A 17,562-nucleotide genomic window follows, 5' to 3' on the forward strand; every position below is an offset into this window, starting at 1 on the left:
GGTCAGCTGACCTTGATCTCGTTGTAGACGGGCACGCTGAAGGGGTTCAGCGCCACGTCGGACAGCCGGTCGGAGTAGCCGGCGCTGCCGTTCTGGTACCAGAGCGGGATGGCGGCCATGTGGTCGCGCACCACCTCCTCCGCCTTCTGGAAGGTGGCGACCGATCTGATCGGGTCGCTCTCGGCGTTGGCCTGGTCGACGAGCGCGTCGAAGCGGGGGTCGGACCACTTGCCGTCGTTGGAGGAGGCGTTCGTGTAGTACATCGGCTGCAGGAAGTTCTGGATGAGCGGGTAGTCCATCTGCCAGCCGGCGCGGAACGGTCCGGTCATCCGGTGCTGCCCGATCTGGTTGCGGAAGTCGGCGAAGGTGCCGACCGGGTTGCCGACGCAGGCCTTGTCGTCGCCGAGGGAGTTGTTGATGGAGTTGCAGACGGCGTCGATCCACTCCCGGTGCGAGCCCGCGTCCGCGTTGTAGGTGATCCTGACCTGGCCGCCGGGCAGGCCCCCGCCCTCCTGGACGAGCTTCCTCGCGCCGGCGGGGTCGTAGTCGCAGGCCTTGCCGCACAGCCCTTCCTTGAAGCCGCCCTGCACGCCGAGCACCGGGGAGGTCCAGTCGCTGGCCGGGGTGCGGGTCCCGCGGAACAGGGTGTCGGTGATCTGCTTGCGGTTGATCGCCATGGACAGCCCGGTGCGCACCTTCTCCGAGCCCGCCTTGTTCCACCGCTTGTCGTAGAAGGGGAATTCGAGCGTCTGGATGATGCCGGCCGGGGTGTTGATGTAGCGGTCCCCGAGGTCGCTCCTGACGTTCCTGAGCTGGGCGGCGGGGATGTCGTCGACGAGGTCGAGGTTGCCGGCCATCAGGTCGGTGTAGGCGGTGTTGCCGTCCGTGTAGACCTTGAGGGTCACACCACCGTTCAGCGCCTTGTCGGGGCCGGGGTAGCCGTCCCACTTCCGCAGGTTCATCTGCGCGCCCCGCTGGTACGACTCGATGGTGTAGGGCCCGTTGCCGACCGGCTTCTTCAGCCAGCCGGCGTGGTCGGTGAAGAACGCGCGGGGCAGCGGGGCGAAGGCCGCGTAGCCGAGGGTGTCGGGGAAGCTGGAGAACTTCTGGTCGAGCTTCACGGTGAAGGTGTGGCCGTCGACGACCTTGAGGCCGGACAGCCGCTCCGCGCTCTGGCTGCCGCCCGACGGATGGACCTGGCCGTAGCCCTCGATGTAGCCGAAGAAGTAGGCGTTCTTCTGGTTGTTGCGCAGGCTCGCCCCGTAGTTCCAGGCGTCCACGAAGGACCGGGCGGTGACCTTCTCGCCGTTGGAGAAGGTCCAGCCGTCCTTGACCTTGACGGTGAAGTTGCGCGAGTCCGTGGTGGTGATGCTCTCGGCGAGCATGTCGGTGGCCTTGCCGGTCCTCGGGTCGTACTTCTTCAGGCCCCGGAAGATCATGTCGAGCACCTTGCCGCCCTGCACCTCGTTGGTGTTGGACGGCTCCAGCGGGTTCTGCGGGTCGCCCCAGGAGGAGCTGAGCACCGCGCTGCCGATCCCGCCGCTGCCGGAGGCTCCGCTTCCGCAGCCGGTGGCGGCGAGCGCGACGGCCGCCGCGCCGGCGGCCCATCGGGCGTGCGTGATTCCCCGCATGACGTGCCTCCTGCATGATCACCTGCGGACAGACCGGCCAATATCAGCTTGTATGACACATCTCGTGTGTCAGACGTCCGATTGAACGGCCCTGCGGGCGACACGTCATCCGGATGCAGGCATGTGCGGGGAAAAACCTTTGATCCGAATGGCCGGTGACCTCATGGCGTGCCACTATCCTGTGACGGCGGAGCCGGTTCCGGCCGGTCCTCCGCCCGAGAACCCCCACGGCGGCGGGCCGGCGACACCCCTTTCACGCCGGCCGCCTCACGCGGGACGGACGTTCACGGCCCATTGACCCGAGCCCACGAGTGTCCGGTTCCAGGGGAACCCGAAGGCCCGCGCCCTCCCCAGGACGCGGGCCTTCTTCTTCACTCGGTTCCGGGCACGAGCCGCCCGGGAGCGGGCCTACTCGCCGGCCGACTCCTCCAGCGCCGCGAGCGCCGGGTCCAGCACGATGTCGTTCTCGCGGGCCGCGATCGTCGGGTCCTCCGGGAAGTGGCAGGCCGTCAGGTGACCGTCCACGTTGCCCGAGATCTGGACCAGCGGCGGCTCCTCGGTCGCGCACTTGTCCTGGGCCTTCCAGCACCGGGTACGGAACCGGCAGCCGGACGGCGGGTTGATCGGGGACGGCACGTCGCCCGCGAGGCGGATGCGCTCACGCGCCGGGGCGTCGTCGCCCGACAGGCTCACCTCGGGCACCGCGGAGAGCAGGGCGTGGGTGTACGGGTGACGCGGGCGGGTGTAGATCGACTCGCGGTCACCCACCTCGATGATCTTCCCGAGGTACATCACGGCCACGCGCTGCGAGAAGTGGCGGACCACGGCCAGGTCGTGGGCGATGAACAGGAAGGCGATGCCGAGCTCGTTCTGCACCTTCTGGAGCAGGTTGACGACCTGCGCCTGGATCGAGACGTCGAGCGCGGAGACCGGCTCGTCGGCCACGATCAGCTTCGGCTCCAGGGCGAGCGCACGGGCGACGCCGATGCGCTGGCGCTGACCGCCGGAGAACTCGTGCGGGAACCGGTTGTAGTGCTCGGGGTTCAGGCCGACGGTCTCCAGGAGCTCACGGACACGCTTCTCGCGGCCGCCCGCGGGGTCGATGCCGTTGATCTCCATCGGACCCGAGATGATCTTGCCGACCGTCTGCCGCGGGTTCAGCGACGAGTAGGGGTCCTGGAAGATCATCTGGATCTCGGACCGGATCGGCGCCATCTGCTTGCGGTCCGCGTTGCTGATCTCCTGCCCGCGGTACTTGATGGAGCCGGACGTCGGGTCCATCAGGCGCGTGATCAGCCGGCCGGTGGTCGACTTGCCGCAGCCCGACTCGCCGACCAGGCCGAAGCTCTCGCCGACGTTCACGGTCAGGTCGATGCCGTCCACGGCCTGGACCGCGCCGACCGTACGGCGGATCGGGAAGCCTCCCTTGATCGGGAAGTGCTTGGTCAGCCCCGAGACCTCGAGCAGGGCTTCGCCGTCCGCGCCGGCGTTCTTCTCCCGGGGGGTCGGAAGGACCAGGTCCTCTGTCATGACGGTGTCCTCCTCTGCCCTAGCCGAGCCGGGGCTTGATCTCTTCGATGAAGATGGTCCGCTTCTGCTCCGCGCTCAGGTGGCAGGCGGAGGCCCGGTCGGGACCGAGCAGCGGACGCTCGGTGACACACGCCCCGGCGTACTCGACCCGGTCCTGGAAGGTGCAGCGGGGGTGGAAGCGGCAGCCCGACGGCGGGTTGAGCAGCGACGGCGGGGCACCCGGGATGGGGGCCAGCTGTGCGCTCGGGTCGGAGTCGAGGCGCGGCATCGAGTTCAGCAGGCCCCAGGTGTACGGGTGCTGCGGCTCGCGCAGCACCTGGTCGACCGTGCCCCGCTCGACCGCGTTGCCCGCGTACATCACCATGATGTCGTCGGCCATGTCGGCGATCACGCCGAGGTCGTGGGTGATGAAGATGATGCCGGAGCCGAACTCCTGCTGGAGGTCCTTGAGCAGGTCGAGGATCTGCGCCTGGACGGTCACGTCGAGCGCGGTGGTCGGCTCGTCCGCGATCAGCAGGTCGGGGTCGCACACCAGCGCCATGGCGATCATCGCGCGCTGGCGCATACCGCCGGAGAACTGGTGCGGGTAGTCCTTCGCCCGCTCCTTGGGGTTGGGGATGCCGACCTTGGTGAGCATCTCCACCGCGCGGTCCCAGGCCTCCTTCTTGGAGGCGCCGGTGTGCTTCATGTACGGCTCGGCGATCTGCCGGCCGACGGTGTAATAGGGGGAGAGCGCGGTCAGCGGGTCCTGGAAGATCATGGCGACCTTGTTGCCGCGCAGCTTCTCCAGCTCCTGCTCGCGCGCGGAGATCAGCTCCTGCCCGTCCAGCAGGATCTCGCCCTCGACGGTGGTGAACATCGGGTTGTGCAGGCCGAGGACGGTCAGGTTGGTGACCGACTTGCCGGAGCCCGACTCGCCCACGATGCCCAGCGTCTTGCCGCGCGCGAGGTCGAAGGAGAGCCCGTTGACGGCCCGGACGATGCCGTCCTCGGTCTTGAAACTGACGTGCAGGTCCCGCACGGAGAGCAGCGGGCCCGAACCCGCCGGGACCGGAGCACCGGCTTCCTTGGTCAGAGTGGTCACGACAGTGCTCCTAGGACAGCCGCACGCGCGGGTCGATGAACGCGTAGGCGGCGTCGACAATGATGTTGAACAGCAGAATCATGGAGGCGGAGAACAGCATCACGCCGAGCAGCAGCGGCAGGTCGCTGAAGTTGACCGCCTGGACCGCCAGCTGGCCGAGGCCCGGCAGACCGAAGGTGTACTCGGTGATGATGGCGCCGCCGAGCAGGGCCCCGAGGTCGATGCCGAAGATGGTGACGATGGGGATCAGCGAACCGCGCCAGGCGTAGCGGAAGAAGACGTAACGCCGGGACATGCCCTTGGCGCGCGCCGTGCGGACGTGGTCCTCCTGCAGCTGCTCGATCATCGACGAGCGCGCCATACGGGTGTACTGCGCGGCGAAGATCGTGGAGAGGATCACCCACGGAAGGATCAGGCCGGTGAACCAACTGACCGGATTGGCCGTGAAGTCGTTGTACGCCGGCTTGCTGAGCACGTGGGTCTGGTAGACGAGGAGCGCCAGGGCCAGCGGGCCGAGGAAGTAGATCTGCATCGCGCCGATGACCATGGACACGGCGGTCGCCGTCTTGTCGACCATCGTGCCGCGGCGCCAGGCCGCGAGCAGTCCGGTGCCGAGACCGACGAGGAGGAAGCAGACGGCGCTGCCCAGCGTCAGGGAGACGGTGGTGGGCAGACGGTCGGTCAGGGTGCTCCAGACCAGGTCGTTGGTGTGGTACGAGTACCCGAAGCAGGGGGCGGGGCAGGGGCCCTGGACGAAGTCGTTGCTTCCCAGGATGACGTTGTGCAGGAAGATCCAGTACTGCTCGGTGATGGGCTTGTCGAGACCGAGCACATGGTGGATGTTGGCGATCGCGTCCGGGTTGCAGGTCTTGCTGCACATCAGCAGCGCCGGGTCCCGGGGCACTCCGAAGAACAGTACGAACGCAACGATGCTCAGCAGGAAAAGAATGACGACGGCACCGAGGGTCCGGCGGACGAGGAAGCGCAGCATGACAGGGGCAGCTCTCTGACGTCGGCGGTCCGGGGGTACCCGGCGCCCGCGGTGTTCTGGGCGGGCGCCGGGTACCGGCTGTGGACGGGGTTACTTGATGAAGAGACGACGCGGGTCGATGCCGCCGATGACGTCGTCGTAGACGAGGCCGCCGACCTTGGAACCGGCGATCTGCGTCTGCTTGTAGTCACCCGTCGGAACGACGTTGATGACGTCCTTGACGAGGTACTGGTCGAGCTTCTCCCACTCGGCCGCGGACTTGACCGGGTCGGTGATCTGGTTGATCCGGTCGATCTCGCTGTTGACCTTGGGGTCGTTGACCTGCGAGTAGTTCTGCGCACCGTCGGCGATCACGCGGCCGTCGTACAGCGGCGGGAGCACGGTCGAGGCGGACGGCCAGTCGGCACCCCACGCGGTGTGGAAGATGTCGTAGTTGTTGTTCAGCTTGGAGACCTGGTCGTAGTACGACTCGGCCGGGATCTCCTGGCGCTGGACGTTGAAGCCGGCCTTCTGCAGGCCCGCCGCCATGGCGGTGGAGTACTGCTGGCCCTCGGGGGTGTTGATGTAGCCGAAGGTCAGCTTCAGGTTGAGCTTGCCGGCCTTCTTCAGCAGGGCCTTGGCCTTCTCCGGGTCACCGGCGCCGTTGGCCTTCTTCTTGCCCCACGGGTCGAAGCCGGCGTCGTAGCCGGAGACGGTCGGGGAGATCAGGCCGCCGGCGACCTCCATCGCGTCGCTGCCGCCGTAGGCGCGGACGAACGGCGAGACGGGCAGGGCGTAGGCGATGGCCTGGCGGACCGTCTTGTCCTGCATGGCCGGGTGGTGCATGTTGATGTTCATCTGGCCCACGTACGGCTGGTAGCCGGAGACCGTGCGGGACTTCAGCTTCGGGTCCTTGAGCACCTTGGACAGGTTGCCCGCGTCGACCTGGTTGTTGAAGCTGATGCCGGTCTGGTCCGCGCCGCTGTCGGCGAGGAGCGCCTTGGTGGACGTCTCGAACTGCTGGTTGAACGTGAAGTTGAACTGGTCGATGTACTGGTGACGGATCGGGTCCGTCTTCGCGTCCCAGTTGGTGTTCTTCACGAGCACCATCGACTTGCCCGACTTGAACGACTGGACCTTGTAGGGGCCGGTCGCCAGCGGGGCCTTGTCGTAGCGCTCCTTGGTGTCGCCCTTCTCCGAGACGATCCCGTAGCCCGCCATGGCCAGCGCGTAGGGCAGGTCGGGGCGCGCCGTCTTGAAGTGGAAGACGATCGTCTTGTCGTCCGGGGTCTCCAGGACCGAGGACGGCAGGTGCTTGCCCTTGTACGGACCGCCCTTGAGGAGGTCGCGGTACTTGGCGCCCGGGGTGTCCGCCAGCCACTGCTGGAGGTAGGTCGGGCCCTGGTTGATGAAGGGGGCGAAGAGCCGCTCGACGGTGTGCCGCACGTCCTTGGACGTGATCGGGGAACCGTCCTGGAACTTGATGCCGTCCTTCAGCGTGAACTTCCAGGTCTTGCCACCGTCGGTCGTGGTGCCGGCGTCGGTGGCGAGGTCACCCACGACCTCGTGCTGGCTGCCGTCGTTGCCCGTCGCCTTGTAGCCGGTCAGGCCGCGGTGCAGCAGCGTGGCGAGCGAGCCCTCGTCGGACACGTAGATCTGCGCCGGGTCGAGGTGCGCGTAGCTGTCGCGCTGGAGGACCTCCATGGTCCCGCCGGACTTGGCGCCGGGCACGTCGGCCGCGGGGCCCGTGGAGTCCGCCGCGGTGCCGAACTTTATGGAGGCCTGCTGGCGCTTGGCGTTCTCCTGGTCCTTCTTCTCGTTGGCGCCGCTGTCGCTGCCACCCTTGCTGCAACCGGTGAGCACAAGAGCTCCGGCCGCGAGCACGGAGAGTGCGCCGTATACGTGGCGTCCGCCCCTACTCATCACGAGGTTCCCACCCATCTGTGTGTCACCAGTGCGTTGTCGTGTCACCAGTGCGAGCTGCTGGAAAATACGGTGAGGTGCTGATGTTTCTGACGTGCCGTGCAATGCCCGATCAGCGAGCTGCCTTGGGATCGAAGGCGTCTCGGACCGAGTCCCCGAGCAGGTTGAACGCGACGATGAAGATGATCATCGAAATGCCGGGGAAGAACATGTAGGTGATGTCGTTCTGCATCACCAGTTCGGTGGACGCCTTGGAGAACATCTGCCCCCAGTCCGGCGTCGGTTCCACGATGCCCACACCCAGGAAGGACAGACCCGCCTCGGCGGTCACGAAGGCCGGGAGCATGTACGTCGTCTGCACGAGCAGCGGGGTGACGACGTTCGGCAGGATCTCCTTGCGGATGATCCGCCACGAGGACGCGCCGCTCACCTTGGCCGCCTCGATGAACTCCCTCTCCCGCAGGGCGAGGGAGGTGCCGCGCAGGATGCGGGCGAGGCTCATCCAGCCCAGGAACCACTGGACGAGGATCAGGGCGACGACGCGGACGTAGACCGGTGTCTCGTCGCGCGGGCTGACGAACAGGGAGACGACGACCGGCATGCTCGCGATGAAGAACAGCTGGGAGGGGAAGGCCAGCAGGAAGTCGATGACCCGGCCGATGGCGAAGTCGGCGCGACCGCCGAGGTAGCCGGCCGCGACACCGAGCAGGATGCCGGTGATGACGACCGCGACGGTGACCGCGAGCGAGATCATCAGCGAGGTGCGGATGCCGTAGATCAGCTTGGTGAAGACGTCGTACCCGTTACCCGGTTCGAGGCCGAACCAGAATTCGCTGCTGATGCCGCCGTTGGGCTGCACCGGCACGCCCGCGCTGTCGAAGAGCTCGGGGCGGTCGTCGGCGTAGATCGTGTAGGGATCCTTGCCGTACAGCTTGGAGATCAGTGGCGCGAGGAGCCCGACGATGAAGAAGAAGGCCACGACGTAGGCCGATACGACCCCGGCTCGGTCGCGCTTGAAGCGCATCCACATCAGCTGGCCGGGAGACCGGCCTTCGAGCCCGGCGTTCTCGGTCTTCGTCTCCGGCCCTTGTTCGCCGTCGACGACGACCGAGGTCCCGCCATCTTCGATGTCGATAGGACTTGTCACGGTTCGTCCGTTTCGCAGGTATGGGTGTGAGAGGTGCCCGGGTAGCTGGAAAATGCGCGAAACCGCAGTTCGACGCGCGTAGTTCTACGGCCGGATCACACCACTGGAAGCGACGACCTGACCCGCCCGATGTATGCGAGACCGCACATGGGGGTTCCTCCTCATGACTCCACGTGTTCACCGACAGGAGAGGGTTCACGCCTTTCCCCCGACACCCCTGACGGAAGATCAGACACCCTCTGGTGCTCGTGAGCCGGCGCCGTCCCCACGGCGCGAGACCCATTGACCCGAGCGCTACGCGGCTAACTATCTGCCATGAGCCTGGGGACGAACCACTGTCTTTAAATCTCAATTCAGTCACAGCTCACCTGCGTAACTCCCAAAAACCGGACAAACCATTCCCTGACTGAAGGCCGCGAAACGGACGTGTTACATGGCTATCGGAAGGCGATCTCCGCATTGCGGACACCCGGTGACCGAAAACGGGTTGAAAAAAGCCCGGGTGCCCCCATGCTGGGGACACCCGGGCTCGGCCGCCCGTCAGGGCGGCCCGGCTATGTGTGCTGTCAGCCGTTCTTGGCGCGGCTCGCGGTGCGGCCGCGCTCCTTCTGGTCGAGGACGACCTTGCGAATGCGAACGGCCTCAGGAGTCACCTCGACGCACTCGTCGTCGCGGCAGAACTCCAGCGACTGCTCCAGCGACAGCTTGCGCGGAGGAACGATCGCCTCGAACGAGTCGGCCGAGGAAGACCGCATGTTCGTGAGCTTCTTCTCCTTGGTGATGTTCACGTCCATGTCGTCGGAGCGCGAGTTCTCGCCGACGATCATGCCCTCGTACACCTCGGTGCCGGGGTCGGTGAACAGCACGCCGCGCTCCTGGAGATTCGTCATCGCAAACGCGGTGACGGCGCCGGAGCGGTCGGCGACGAGCGAGCCGTTGTTACGGGTCGTCAGCGTGCCGAACCAGGGCTCGTGGCCCTCGTGGATGGAGTGGGCGATGCCCGTGCCGCGCGTACCGGTCAGGAACTCGGTACGGAAGCCGATGAGGCCGCGGGACGGGACGACGAACTCCAGGCGGACCCAGCCGGAGCCGTGGTTCGACATGTTGTCCATGCGGCCCTTGCGGACGCCCATGAGCTGCGTGACCGCGCCCATGTGCTCCTCGGGGACGTCGATGGTCATGCGCTCGACCGGCTCGTGGACCTTGCCGTCGATGACCTGGGTGACGACCTGCGGCTTGCCGATGGTCAGCTCGAAGCCCTCACGGCGCATCTGCTCGACCAGGATGGCGAGCGCCAGCTCACCGCGGCCCTGGACCTCCCAGGCGTCCGGGCGCTCGGTGTCGAGCACGCGGAGGGAGACGTTACCGATCAGCTCGCGGTCGAGGCGGTCCTTGACCTGGCGGGCGGTGACCTTGCGGTCCTTGACCGCGGACTTGGCGTCCGCGCCCTTGCCCGTGCCGCCACGGCCGACCAGCGGCGAGGTGTTGGTGCCGATGGTCATGGAGATCGCGGGCTCGTCGACCGTGATCAGCGGCAGCGCGATCGGGTTCTCGGGGTCGGCGAGGGTCTCACCGATCATGATCTCCGGGATACCGGCGACGGCGCAGATGTCACCGGGGCCGGCGACCTCGGCGGGCTTGCGGGTGAGCGCCTCGGTCATCAGCAGCTCGGTGATGCGGACGTTCTGCACCGTGCCGTCGCGCTTGATCCACGCGACCGTCTGGCCCTTGCGCAGCTCGCCCTGCTCGACGCGGAGCAGCGCGATGCGGCCGAGGAAGTTGTCGGCGTCCAGGTTGGTGACGTGCGCCTGGAGCGGGGCGGCCTCGTCGTACGACGGCGCCGGGACGTGCTCCAGGATGGTGGAGAAGAACGGCTCCAGGTTGGTGGAGTCGGCCGGGACGGTGCCGTCCTCGGGCTTCGTCAGCGAGGCGATGCCGTCACGGCCGCACGCGTAGACGATCGGGAACTCGATCTGGTCCTCGTCCGCGTCCAGGTCGAGGAAGAGGTCGTACGTCTCGTTGACGACCTCGTCGATGCGGGAGTCCGGGCGGTCCGTCTTGTTGATGCACAGGATGACCGGCAGGCGCTGCTGGAGGGCCTTGCGCAGCACGAAGCGGGTCTGCGGGAGCGGACCCTCGGAGGCGTCGACGAGCAGGACGACCGCGTCGACCATCGACAGACCGCGCTCGACCTCGCCACCGAAGTCGGCGTGGCCCGGGGTGTCGATGATGTTGATCGTGATGGCCTCGCCGCCATCCTTGGGGTGGTACTTCACCGCGGTGTTCTTCGCCAGGATCGTGATGCCCTTCTCACGCTCCAGGTCGTTCGAGTCCATCATGCGGTCGTCGAGCGACTCGGCGGCGTGCGCGGCGAAGGCACCGGCCTGCTTGAGCATGGCGTCGACGATGGTCGTCTTGCCGTGGTCGACGTGGGCGACGATGGCGACGTTGCGGATGTCGTGGCGCGTGGCCATATGAGGCGCTTCTCCTGGAGTGTGGTGACGACCTCCGCGGCGCGGGGCCTGCCGGGCGGACACGCCACGGCCTTACCCCATGGTACGTGGCCCTGACGGAGTCGGCCTCCGCAGGGCCACGGGGCGGTCACTTCGCGGAGGGGCTCGGCGAGAGCTTCGCACCCTTCTTCAGGAAGCCCATGTCCTCGTAGACCGGGGTCCGGAAGCCGAAGGCCCCGGCGTTGACCAGGTTGTTGCGGGCGCCCACCAGTTGCGGGCGCTGGTACAGCGGGATGGAGCCGGCCGCCGCCCAGATCCTGGAATCCGCCTTGCGGATCAGGCCCCGGGCCTCCTCCTCGTCCAGCGTCGCACCGGCCTCGTCGAAGAGCTGGTCGACCTGGTCGGTGCCGACCCGGGTGTAGTTCTGCTCGACGTTCACCGAGCCGTCGGCGGCCGGCACCGGCTTGGCGTAGACGGGCCGCGCGTCGGTGGCGGGGAAGGCGGTGGCCGGCCAGGAGTACAGGGCGAGGTCGTAGTCGCCGGAGGCGATGTGGTCCTTGAAGTAGCTCTCGTCCGAGACCTTGGTGACCGTCGTGAGGATGCCCACCTTCTCCAGCATCCGCGAGATCTGCGCGGCGACCGTGTTCAGGGTCTCCGAGCCGGGGCCCGACGGGAGGACGAAGCGCAGGTTGAGCGCCTGGCCGTCCTTGGCGAGCGGTCCCGTCACGGCGCCCGCGGGGGCCGCCGTGCCCTTCGGCGCGTAGGCGCCCGGGGCGCCGCCCTGGCCGGAGTACTGCTTGCCGTCCTGGGCGAGGTGCTTGCCGCCGCCCTCGCCGTGCCGGCCCTTCTCGTCGTCGCCCGGGTTCTTGTCGTCCTCGCCGACGATGTACTCGCCGTCCTTGCCGCCGGCGGACTCGTCGTCCTTCCCGGCCTCGGGCCCGGCCGCCTTCTCGCCCTTCTTCTGCTCCTTCACCGGTCCCCCGGCCACCCAGCCGGCGTCCGCGAGCAGCGCCTCGGCCTGCTTGGTGTCCTGGCCGCCCAGCGCGCTGCTGTTGTCGGCGTAGGCCGGCTGCCCGGACAGCGCCAGGTGGCTGCCGACGGGGACGGCGGGCAGACCGAGCGGGGTCAGCACCACCTTCGCCAGCTCGGTGCGGTCCAGGGCGTGCGCCACGGCCCGGCGCACCCGCTCGTCGGCGAGGGGGCCGCCGGCGCCGTTGAGGGCGAGCTGGGTGTAGGCGGGCTCCAGCGACTTGCGGACGCCGAAGGCGCGCAGGCCGTCCTGCTCCTCCAGGTACCGGGTGACGGCCTTGCGCAGCTTCTTCTGCCCGGACGGCGGCTCGCCGGCGCCGATGCCGTGCGCGAGCGCCCAGGAGCGGAGCTTCCTGGCGGAGGTCTTCCCGGCGCCGGCCAGCGGGCTGCCGGTGCCGCCGCCCGTGGCGGCACCGATCCGCCCGGCCTCGGCGGCGTCGACGTCGGCGAGGTCCACCGTCCCGTCGGCCAGCGCGGAGGCCCGCTGGTCCCGGGGCACGGCGTGCAGCACGATCTCGTCCAGCTTGGCGGGGCTGCCCCACCAGCGCGGGTTGCGGGTGAGGACGACGTCCTTGGCCGCGGTGTCGACCCGGTCCACCCGGAAGGGGCCGGCCGTCACGTCCAGCTTGCGGCGGGCGCCGTCGTTGAAGGCGTCGGGGGTGCCCATGACGTCCTTCGGGTACAGCGGGGAGAACAGCGACTTCCAGTCGGCGTAGGGCCGGCTGAAGGTGACGCGGACCTGGAGGTCGCTCGCGCCGCGCTCGATCTTCTCGATGCGGTCGTAGCCGGCGTTGCGGGCGGTCCAGAAGGCGGTGTCCTTGCCGGACAGGGCGCGCCACTGGGCGACGAAGTCGGCGGCGCCGATCTCCCGGCCGTCGCTCCAGACGGCCTGCTGGTTCAGCTTGTACTGGACGACCTGGCGCGGCTCGGTCTCGATGACCTCGGCCTTCTCCAGGTAGGCGGGGTCGACCACCGGGCGGCCGCTGCCGTCGAGGGTGAACATCGACGGCAGCACGGCCTGGGCGATGCGGGTGGTGCCCGCGTCGGCGTCGGCCTGGTAGGCGTTCAGGGTCTCCGGCACGGCGTCCACGGCCCACTTCAGGGTGCCGCCCTCGGCGACCTTGTCGCGGGCGACGAGGGCGATGTCCTGCCCGGTCAGCGGGCGGCTCTCCTCCTCGTCGGCGCCGCACCCGGCGAGCAGCGGCACCACGAGGGCGCCGGCGCCGAGGAAGGCGGCCGACCGCAGCACCGCGCGGCGGGCGGGAGACGGACGGGAGGGCCTGGGGCCGACGACGTCGTGGGACATCTCTGCTACCTCCGGGAAGCCGCGGGCGTTATGATCACTTTTGGCGGTATATGGAGCTGATCAGATCTATGCAGCCACTGAAGAGGAAAGGATCCGCCGACCGCGGGCGACACGGCGGCGACGCCCGGCAAGCCCACCCGTGCGGCGCAACACACCGGCCGACGCCCGCCCGCACGCACGCCCGCGCGGACGCACCGACGCGCCTCCGCCAATCGATGCACGTCTCTTCACAGCGGCGTGTGTGACGCGCGACACTCCAAGGCGCATGAACGTTGCCGCCCAGGGTCCTGCGCATGCGCGGGGCCCGCGGAAGTGAGGGCAAGCCATGTCCGTGCACGACGACCTGACATCGGTCCAGCGCTGCCTCGACGGCCTCCAGCGGTCGCTGGGGCAGCTGGAGAGGCAGCTCGGCAGCGGCGGCCTGGAGATGCGCCGCGTCCGGACGGACGCCGACCACCTGCGCGAGAGCGTGACCCTGCTGCGGCAGGCGGTCACCCGTCCGGACACCGTCGGCGTGCCCGACCTCGTCACCATCTCCGACACTCCGTACGACATCACCCTGTGGACGGACGCGGACGACGAGGGACTGGGCGCCCGCGACCGGCACGCTCCCTGAATCCCGGACCGACCGCGAGCGGACGCGGGGGGCGCACCGGTGCCGGCCGGCCGGACGCGCGCAGGCCCGGCGGACCGCTCGCGGCCGGTCACCGACACCGGCGCGGGCGCCCCGGAGGCGAACCGAGCCACGAGAGCGGAGTCCCGTCTTGGCCACTGGTACGGAACCCAAGCCCGGAGGCGGCGGCGTACGCACCGGTACGCGTGCCGCGATCGGCGCGCCGCATCTGCGGACCGACCGCTGGTGGCTGGCGCCCGCCGCCACCGCGGCCGGCCTGTTCGCCTTCGTCGTGTACTCGACCTGGCGGGCCTTCTCGAACGCGCACTACTACGCCGCGCCGTACGTCTCGCCGTTCTACTCGCCGTGTCTGGCGGACGACTGCCGGACCATGCGCGGCGGCCCGAACGCGGACCTGTTCGGCGCCTGGTGGGCGGTCTCCCCGGCGATCATCATCCTGATCTTCCCGCTCGGTTTCCGGCTGACCTGCTACTACTACCGCAAGGCGTACTACCGCAGCTTCTGGCTGTCCCCGCCCGCGTGCGCGGTCGCCGAGCCGCACCGGACGTACACCGGCGAGAGCCGCTTCCCGCTGATCCTGCAGAACGTCCACCGGTACTTCTTCTACGCCGCGCTCCTGGTCGCGGGCGTGCTGACCTACGACACCGTGCTGTCCTTCCGGGACACCCACTACCGGTGGGGCCACATGGGCCTGGGCACCCTGGTGTTCCTGGCCAACATCGTGCTGATCTGGGCGTACACGCTGTCCTGCCACTCCTGCCGGCACATCGTCGGCGGCAAGCTCCGGCACTTCTCGAAACATCCGGTGCGCTACCGGGCCTGGCGGTTCGTCGGCAGGCTCAACGCCCGCCACATGCAACTGGCGTGGGCGTCGCTGCTGAGCGTGGCGCTCGCCGACTTCTACGTCTATCTCGTCGCGTCCGGCGTGTTCGCCGATCCGCGTTTCTTCTAGGGCTCCAGTGAGGAACTGACGCATGTCCGTGGTCGACCGGCAGGAGTGGGACGTCGTCGTGGTCGGTGCCGGTGGCGCCGGGCTGCGCGCGGCCGTCGAGGCGCGCGAGCGGGGCGCCCGGACGGCGGTGATCTGCAAGTCCCTGTTCGGCAAGGCGCACACCGTGATGGCCGAGGGCGGCATCGCCGCGGCCATGGCCAACGCCAACGAGCACGACAGCTGGCAGGTCCACTTCCGCGACACCCTGCGCGGGGGCAAGTTCCTCAACCAGTGGCGGATGGCCGAGCTGCACGCCCAGGAGGCCCCCGACCGGGTGTGGGAGCTGGAGACCTGGGGCGCGCTGTTCGACCGCACCGAGGACGGGCGGATCTCGCAGCGCAACTTCGGCGGCCACGAGTACCCGCGCCTCGCCCACGTCGGCGACCGTACGGGCCTGGAGCTGATCCGCACCCTCCAGCAGAAGATCGTCGCGCTGCAGCAGGAGGACTTCCGGGAGACCGGGGACCACGAGTCCCGGCTGAAGGTCTTCCAGGAGTGCACGGTCACACGGATCCTGAAGGACACGGCGCCCGGGGGCGGCTCCGGCGCGGACCGGGTCTCCGGGGTCTTCGCCTACGACCGCGAGACCGGCCGCTTCTTCGTCCTGGAGGCCCCCTCGGTGGTCCTCGCCACCGGCGGGATCGGCAAGTCCTTCAAGGTCACGTCGAACTCGTGGGAGTACACCGGCGACGGCCACGCCCTCGCGCTGCTGGCCGGGGCGCCGCTGCTGAACATGGAGTTCGTGCAGTTCCACCCGACGGGCATGGTCTGGCCCCCGTCGGTCAAGGGCATCCTGGTCACGGAGTCGGTGCGCGGTGACGGCGGGGTGCTCAGGAACTCCGAGGGCAAGCGGTTCATGTTCGACTACGTCCCGGACGTCTTCAAGGAGAAGTACGCCGAGTCCGAGGCCGAGGGCGACCGCTGGTACGAGGACCCGGACCACAACCGGCGCCCGCCGGAGCTGCTCCCCCGCGACGAGGTGGCCCGCGCCATCAACGCCGAGGTGAAGGCGGGCCGCGGCTCCCCGCACGGCGGTGTCTTCCTCGACGTCTCCACCCGGATGCCCGCCGAGGTGATCCGGCGCCGGCTGCCGTCCATGTACCACCAGTTCAAGGAGCTGGCGGACGTCGACATCACGGCGGAGGCCATGGAGGTCGGTCCGACCTGCCACTACGTGATGGGCGGTGTCGCGGTCGACTCGGACACGGCGGCGGCCCGTGGTGTGCCCGGCCTGTTCGCGGCCGGTGAGGTCGCGGGCGGCATGCACGGCTCCAACCGGCTCGGCGGCAACTCGCTCTCCGATCTGCTGGTGTTCGGGCGCCGGGCGGGCCGGCACGCGGCGGAGTACGCGGCGGGCGTGACGGAACGGACCGGGTCGGCCGACGCCCAGGTCGACGCGGCGGCGGCCGAGGCGCTGCGTCCCTTCTCCGCGGAACCGGCGGAGACGGCGGGAGCGGCGGGGGTGCCGGGGTCGTCGGAGGTGCCGGGGTCTGCGGGTGGCGCCGGCGCGGCGGGCTCTGCCGGTGCCGGGGCTGCGGGCTCTGCCGGTACCGCGCCGGTGGGCTCTGCCGGTGCCGGGGCGGGGGCCGCGCCCGAGAACCCGTACACCCTGCACCAGGAGCTCCAGCAGACCATGAACGACCTGGTCGGCATCATCCGCCGCGAGGGCGAGATGGAGCAGGCGCTGCAGAAGCTCGCCGAGCTGCGGGTGCGGGCGCGGCGGGCCGGGGTCGAGGGGCACCGGCAGTTCAACCCCGGCTGGCATCTCGCCCTCGACCTGCGCAACATGCTGCTGGTCAGCGAGTGCGTGGCCCGGGCGGCGCTGGAGCGCACCGAGTCCCGGGGCGGCCACACCCGCGAGGACCACCCGGTGATGGACCGCGCCTGGCGCAACGTGAACCTGCTGTGCGCGCTCGCCGACCCCACCGGGAGCCTGGCGGCCGCCGACCCGGCCCGGGGCCAGATCCGGCTCACCCGCGAGACCACCTCCCCCATCCGCCCCGACCTGCTCGCCCTCTTCGAGAAGGAGGAGCTGGTCAAGTACCTCGCCGAAGAGGAGCTGTACGAATGAGCAGCTACGAGGCCCGCTTCCAGGTGTGGCGGGGCGACGACGAGGGCGGGGGCCTCGCGGACTTCGCGGTCGAGGTCAACGACGGCGAGGTGGTGCTCGACATCATCCACCGGATCCAGGCCACCCAGGCTCCCGATCTCGCGGTCCGCTGGAACTGCAAGGCGGGCAAGTGCGGTTCGTGCTCGGCGGAGATCAACGGGCGCCCCCGGCTGATGTGCATGACCCGCATGTCGGTGTTCGGCCGGGACGAGACGATCACGGTCACACCGCTGCGCGCCTTCCCGGTGATCCGGGACCTGGTGACGGACGTCGGCTTCAACTACGAGAAGGCCAGGGAGATCCCGGCGTTCGTCCCGCCGGCCGGCCTCGGCCCCGGCGAGTACCGGATGCGGCAGGAGGACGTGGACCGCTCGCAGGAGTTCCGCAAGTGCATCGAGTGCTTCCTGTGCCAGGACACCTGCCATGTCGTGCGCGACCACGAGGAGAACAAGACGGCGTTCGCCGGTCCGCGTTTCCTGATGCGGGTGGCGGAGCTGGACATGCACCCGCTGGACGCGGCGGCCGAGGCCGGCCTGGACCGCAGGGCCACGGCCCAGGACGAGCACGGCCTCGGCTACTGCAACATCACCAAGTGCTGCACGGAGGTCTGCCCCGAGGGGATCAAGATCACGGACAACGCGCTGATCCCCCTGAAGGAACGGGTGGCCGACCGCAAGTACGACCCGCTGGTGTGGCTGGGCTCGAAGATCAGGAGGCGCTCGTCGTAGCGGTCCGGCGCGTCCGGCGCGTCCGG

Annotated in this window: 12 protein-coding genes; 4 read left to right on the forward strand and 8 right to left on the reverse strand. The window is 69.1% G+C overall.

From position 1 onward, the window contains the following. Nucleotides 1-2 precede the first annotated feature (2 nt). The 8 genes from ACIPRD_RS02820 to ACIPRD_RS02855 form a co-directional block, all read right to left on the reverse strand. Nucleotides 3-1,631 carry an ABC transporter substrate-binding protein gene (locus ACIPRD_RS02820; protein WP_356409459.1) on the reverse strand — a complete coding sequence of 543 codons (1,629 nt, stop codon included), beginning with the start codon at nucleotides 1,629-1,631 and terminating at the stop codon, nucleotides 3-5. Between the two features lie 408 nt (nucleotides 1,632-2,039). Beyond that, nucleotides 2,040-3,161: an ABC transporter ATP-binding protein gene (locus ACIPRD_RS02825; protein WP_401559332.1), complete on the reverse strand. Its 1,122-nt coding sequence runs from the start codon at nucleotides 3,159-3,161 to the stop codon at nucleotides 2,040-2,042. A 19-nt stretch (nucleotides 3,162-3,180) separates the two neighbouring features. After that, complete coding sequence (locus tag ACIPRD_RS02830) at nucleotides 3,181-4,245, reverse strand: ABC transporter ATP-binding protein (protein ID WP_356409453.1); 1,065 nt, start codon at nucleotides 4,243-4,245, stop codon at nucleotides 3,181-3,183. A gap of 10 nt (nucleotides 4,246-4,255) precedes the next feature. Beyond that, complete coding sequence (locus tag ACIPRD_RS02835; RefSeq protein ID WP_356409450.1) at nucleotides 4,256-5,236, reverse strand: ABC transporter permease; 981 nt, start codon at nucleotides 5,234-5,236, stop codon at nucleotides 4,256-4,258. A gap of 90 nt (nucleotides 5,237-5,326) precedes the next feature. Further along, entirely contained in the window at nucleotides 5,327-7,138 is a 1,812-nt protein-coding gene (locus ACIPRD_RS02840; RefSeq protein ID WP_356409447.1) for an ABC transporter substrate-binding protein, read from the reverse strand. Nucleotides 7,139-7,250: 112 nt separating this feature from the next. After that, nucleotides 7,251-8,285 (reverse strand): ABC transporter permease, encoded by a 1,035-nt coding sequence (locus ACIPRD_RS02845; RefSeq protein WP_356409444.1) that lies wholly within the window; start codon nucleotides 8,283-8,285, stop codon nucleotides 7,251-7,253. A gap of 566 nt (nucleotides 8,286-8,851) precedes the next feature. Further along, on the reverse strand, nucleotides 8,852-10,759 hold the full coding sequence (typA, locus tag ACIPRD_RS02850; protein ID WP_356409440.1) for a translational GTPase TypA: 1,908 nt from the start codon (nucleotides 10,757-10,759) through the stop codon (nucleotides 8,852-8,854). A gap of 127 nt (nucleotides 10,760-10,886) precedes the next feature. Then, a complete protein-coding gene (locus ACIPRD_RS02855) occupies nucleotides 10,887-13,073 on the reverse strand; it encodes an ABC transporter family substrate-binding protein (RefSeq protein ID WP_401559339.1) in 2,187 nt (728 codons plus the stop codon). 325 nt (nucleotides 13,074-13,398) lie between these two features. On the opposite strand from ACIPRD_RS02855, the gene ACIPRD_RS02860 reads away from it, so the two are divergent. The 4 genes from ACIPRD_RS02860 (at nucleotide 13,399) to ACIPRD_RS02875 (ending at nucleotide 17,536) form a co-directional block, all read left to right on the forward strand. Further along, the gene (locus ACIPRD_RS02860) at nucleotides 13,399-13,689 is read left to right on the forward strand and encodes a hypothetical protein (protein WP_356409435.1); all 291 of its coding nucleotides are present in this window, start codon (nucleotides 13,399-13,401) and stop codon (nucleotides 13,687-13,689) included. A gap of 148 nt (nucleotides 13,690-13,837) precedes the next feature. Continuing rightward, nucleotides 13,838-14,659 carry a hypothetical protein gene (locus tag ACIPRD_RS02865; RefSeq protein ID WP_356409432.1) on the forward strand — a complete coding sequence of 274 codons (822 nt, stop codon included), beginning with the start codon at nucleotides 13,838-13,840 and terminating at the stop codon, nucleotides 14,657-14,659. A 22-nt stretch (nucleotides 14,660-14,681) separates the two neighbouring features. Then, nucleotides 14,682-16,769 carry a fumarate reductase/succinate dehydrogenase flavoprotein subunit gene (locus ACIPRD_RS02870; RefSeq protein WP_401559343.1) on the forward strand — a complete coding sequence of 696 codons (2,088 nt, stop codon included), beginning with the start codon at nucleotides 14,682-14,684 and terminating at the stop codon, nucleotides 16,767-16,769. Continuing rightward, nucleotides 16,766-17,536: a succinate dehydrogenase/fumarate reductase iron-sulfur subunit gene (locus ACIPRD_RS02875; protein ID WP_401559346.1), complete on the forward strand. Its 771-nt coding sequence runs from the start codon at nucleotides 16,766-16,768 to the stop codon at nucleotides 17,534-17,536. The genes ACIPRD_RS02870 and ACIPRD_RS02875 overlap by 4 nt, the downstream gene beginning before the upstream one ends. Nucleotides 17,537-17,562 lie beyond the last annotated feature (26 nt).

This window comes from Streptomyces sp. NPDC090108 (assembly GCF_044747185.1).
Classification (GTDB): domain Bacteria; phylum Actinomycetota; class Actinomycetes; order Streptomycetales; family Streptomycetaceae; genus Streptomyces.

Excerpts from the sequence above, each read along its gene's own strand:
- ACIPRD_RS02820 (WP_356409459.1), bottom strand. The coding sequence starts at position 1,631 with ATGCGGGGAATCACGCACGCCCGATGGGCCGCCGGCGCGGCGGCCGTC.
- ACIPRD_RS02825 (WP_401559332.1), bottom strand. The coding sequence starts at position 3,161 with ATGACAGAGGACCTGGTCCTTCCGACCCCCCGGGAGAAGAACGCCGGC.
- ACIPRD_RS02835 (WP_356409450.1), bottom strand. The coding sequence starts at position 5,236 with ATGCTGCGCTTCCTCGTCCGCCGGACCCTCGGTGCCGTCGTCATTCTT.
- ACIPRD_RS02840 (WP_356409447.1), bottom strand. The coding sequence starts at position 7,138 with ATGAGTAGGGGCGGACGCCACGTATACGGCGCACTCTCCGTGCTCGCG.
- typA (WP_356409440.1), bottom strand. The coding sequence starts at position 10,759 with ATGGCCACGCGCCACGACATCCGCAACGTCGCCATCGTCGCCCACGTC.
- ACIPRD_RS02855 (WP_401559339.1), bottom strand. The coding sequence starts at position 13,073 with ATGTCCCACGACGTCGTCGGCCCCAGGCCCTCCCGTCCGTCTCCCGCC.
- ACIPRD_RS02860 (WP_356409435.1), top strand. The coding sequence starts at position 13,399 with ATGTCCGTGCACGACGACCTGACATCGGTCCAGCGCTGCCTCGACGGC.
- ACIPRD_RS02870 (WP_401559343.1), top strand. The coding sequence starts at position 14,682 with ATGTCCGTGGTCGACCGGCAGGAGTGGGACGTCGTCGTGGTCGGTGCC.
- ACIPRD_RS02875 (WP_401559346.1), top strand. The coding sequence starts at position 16,766 with ATGAGCAGCTACGAGGCCCGCTTCCAGGTGTGGCGGGGCGACGACGAG.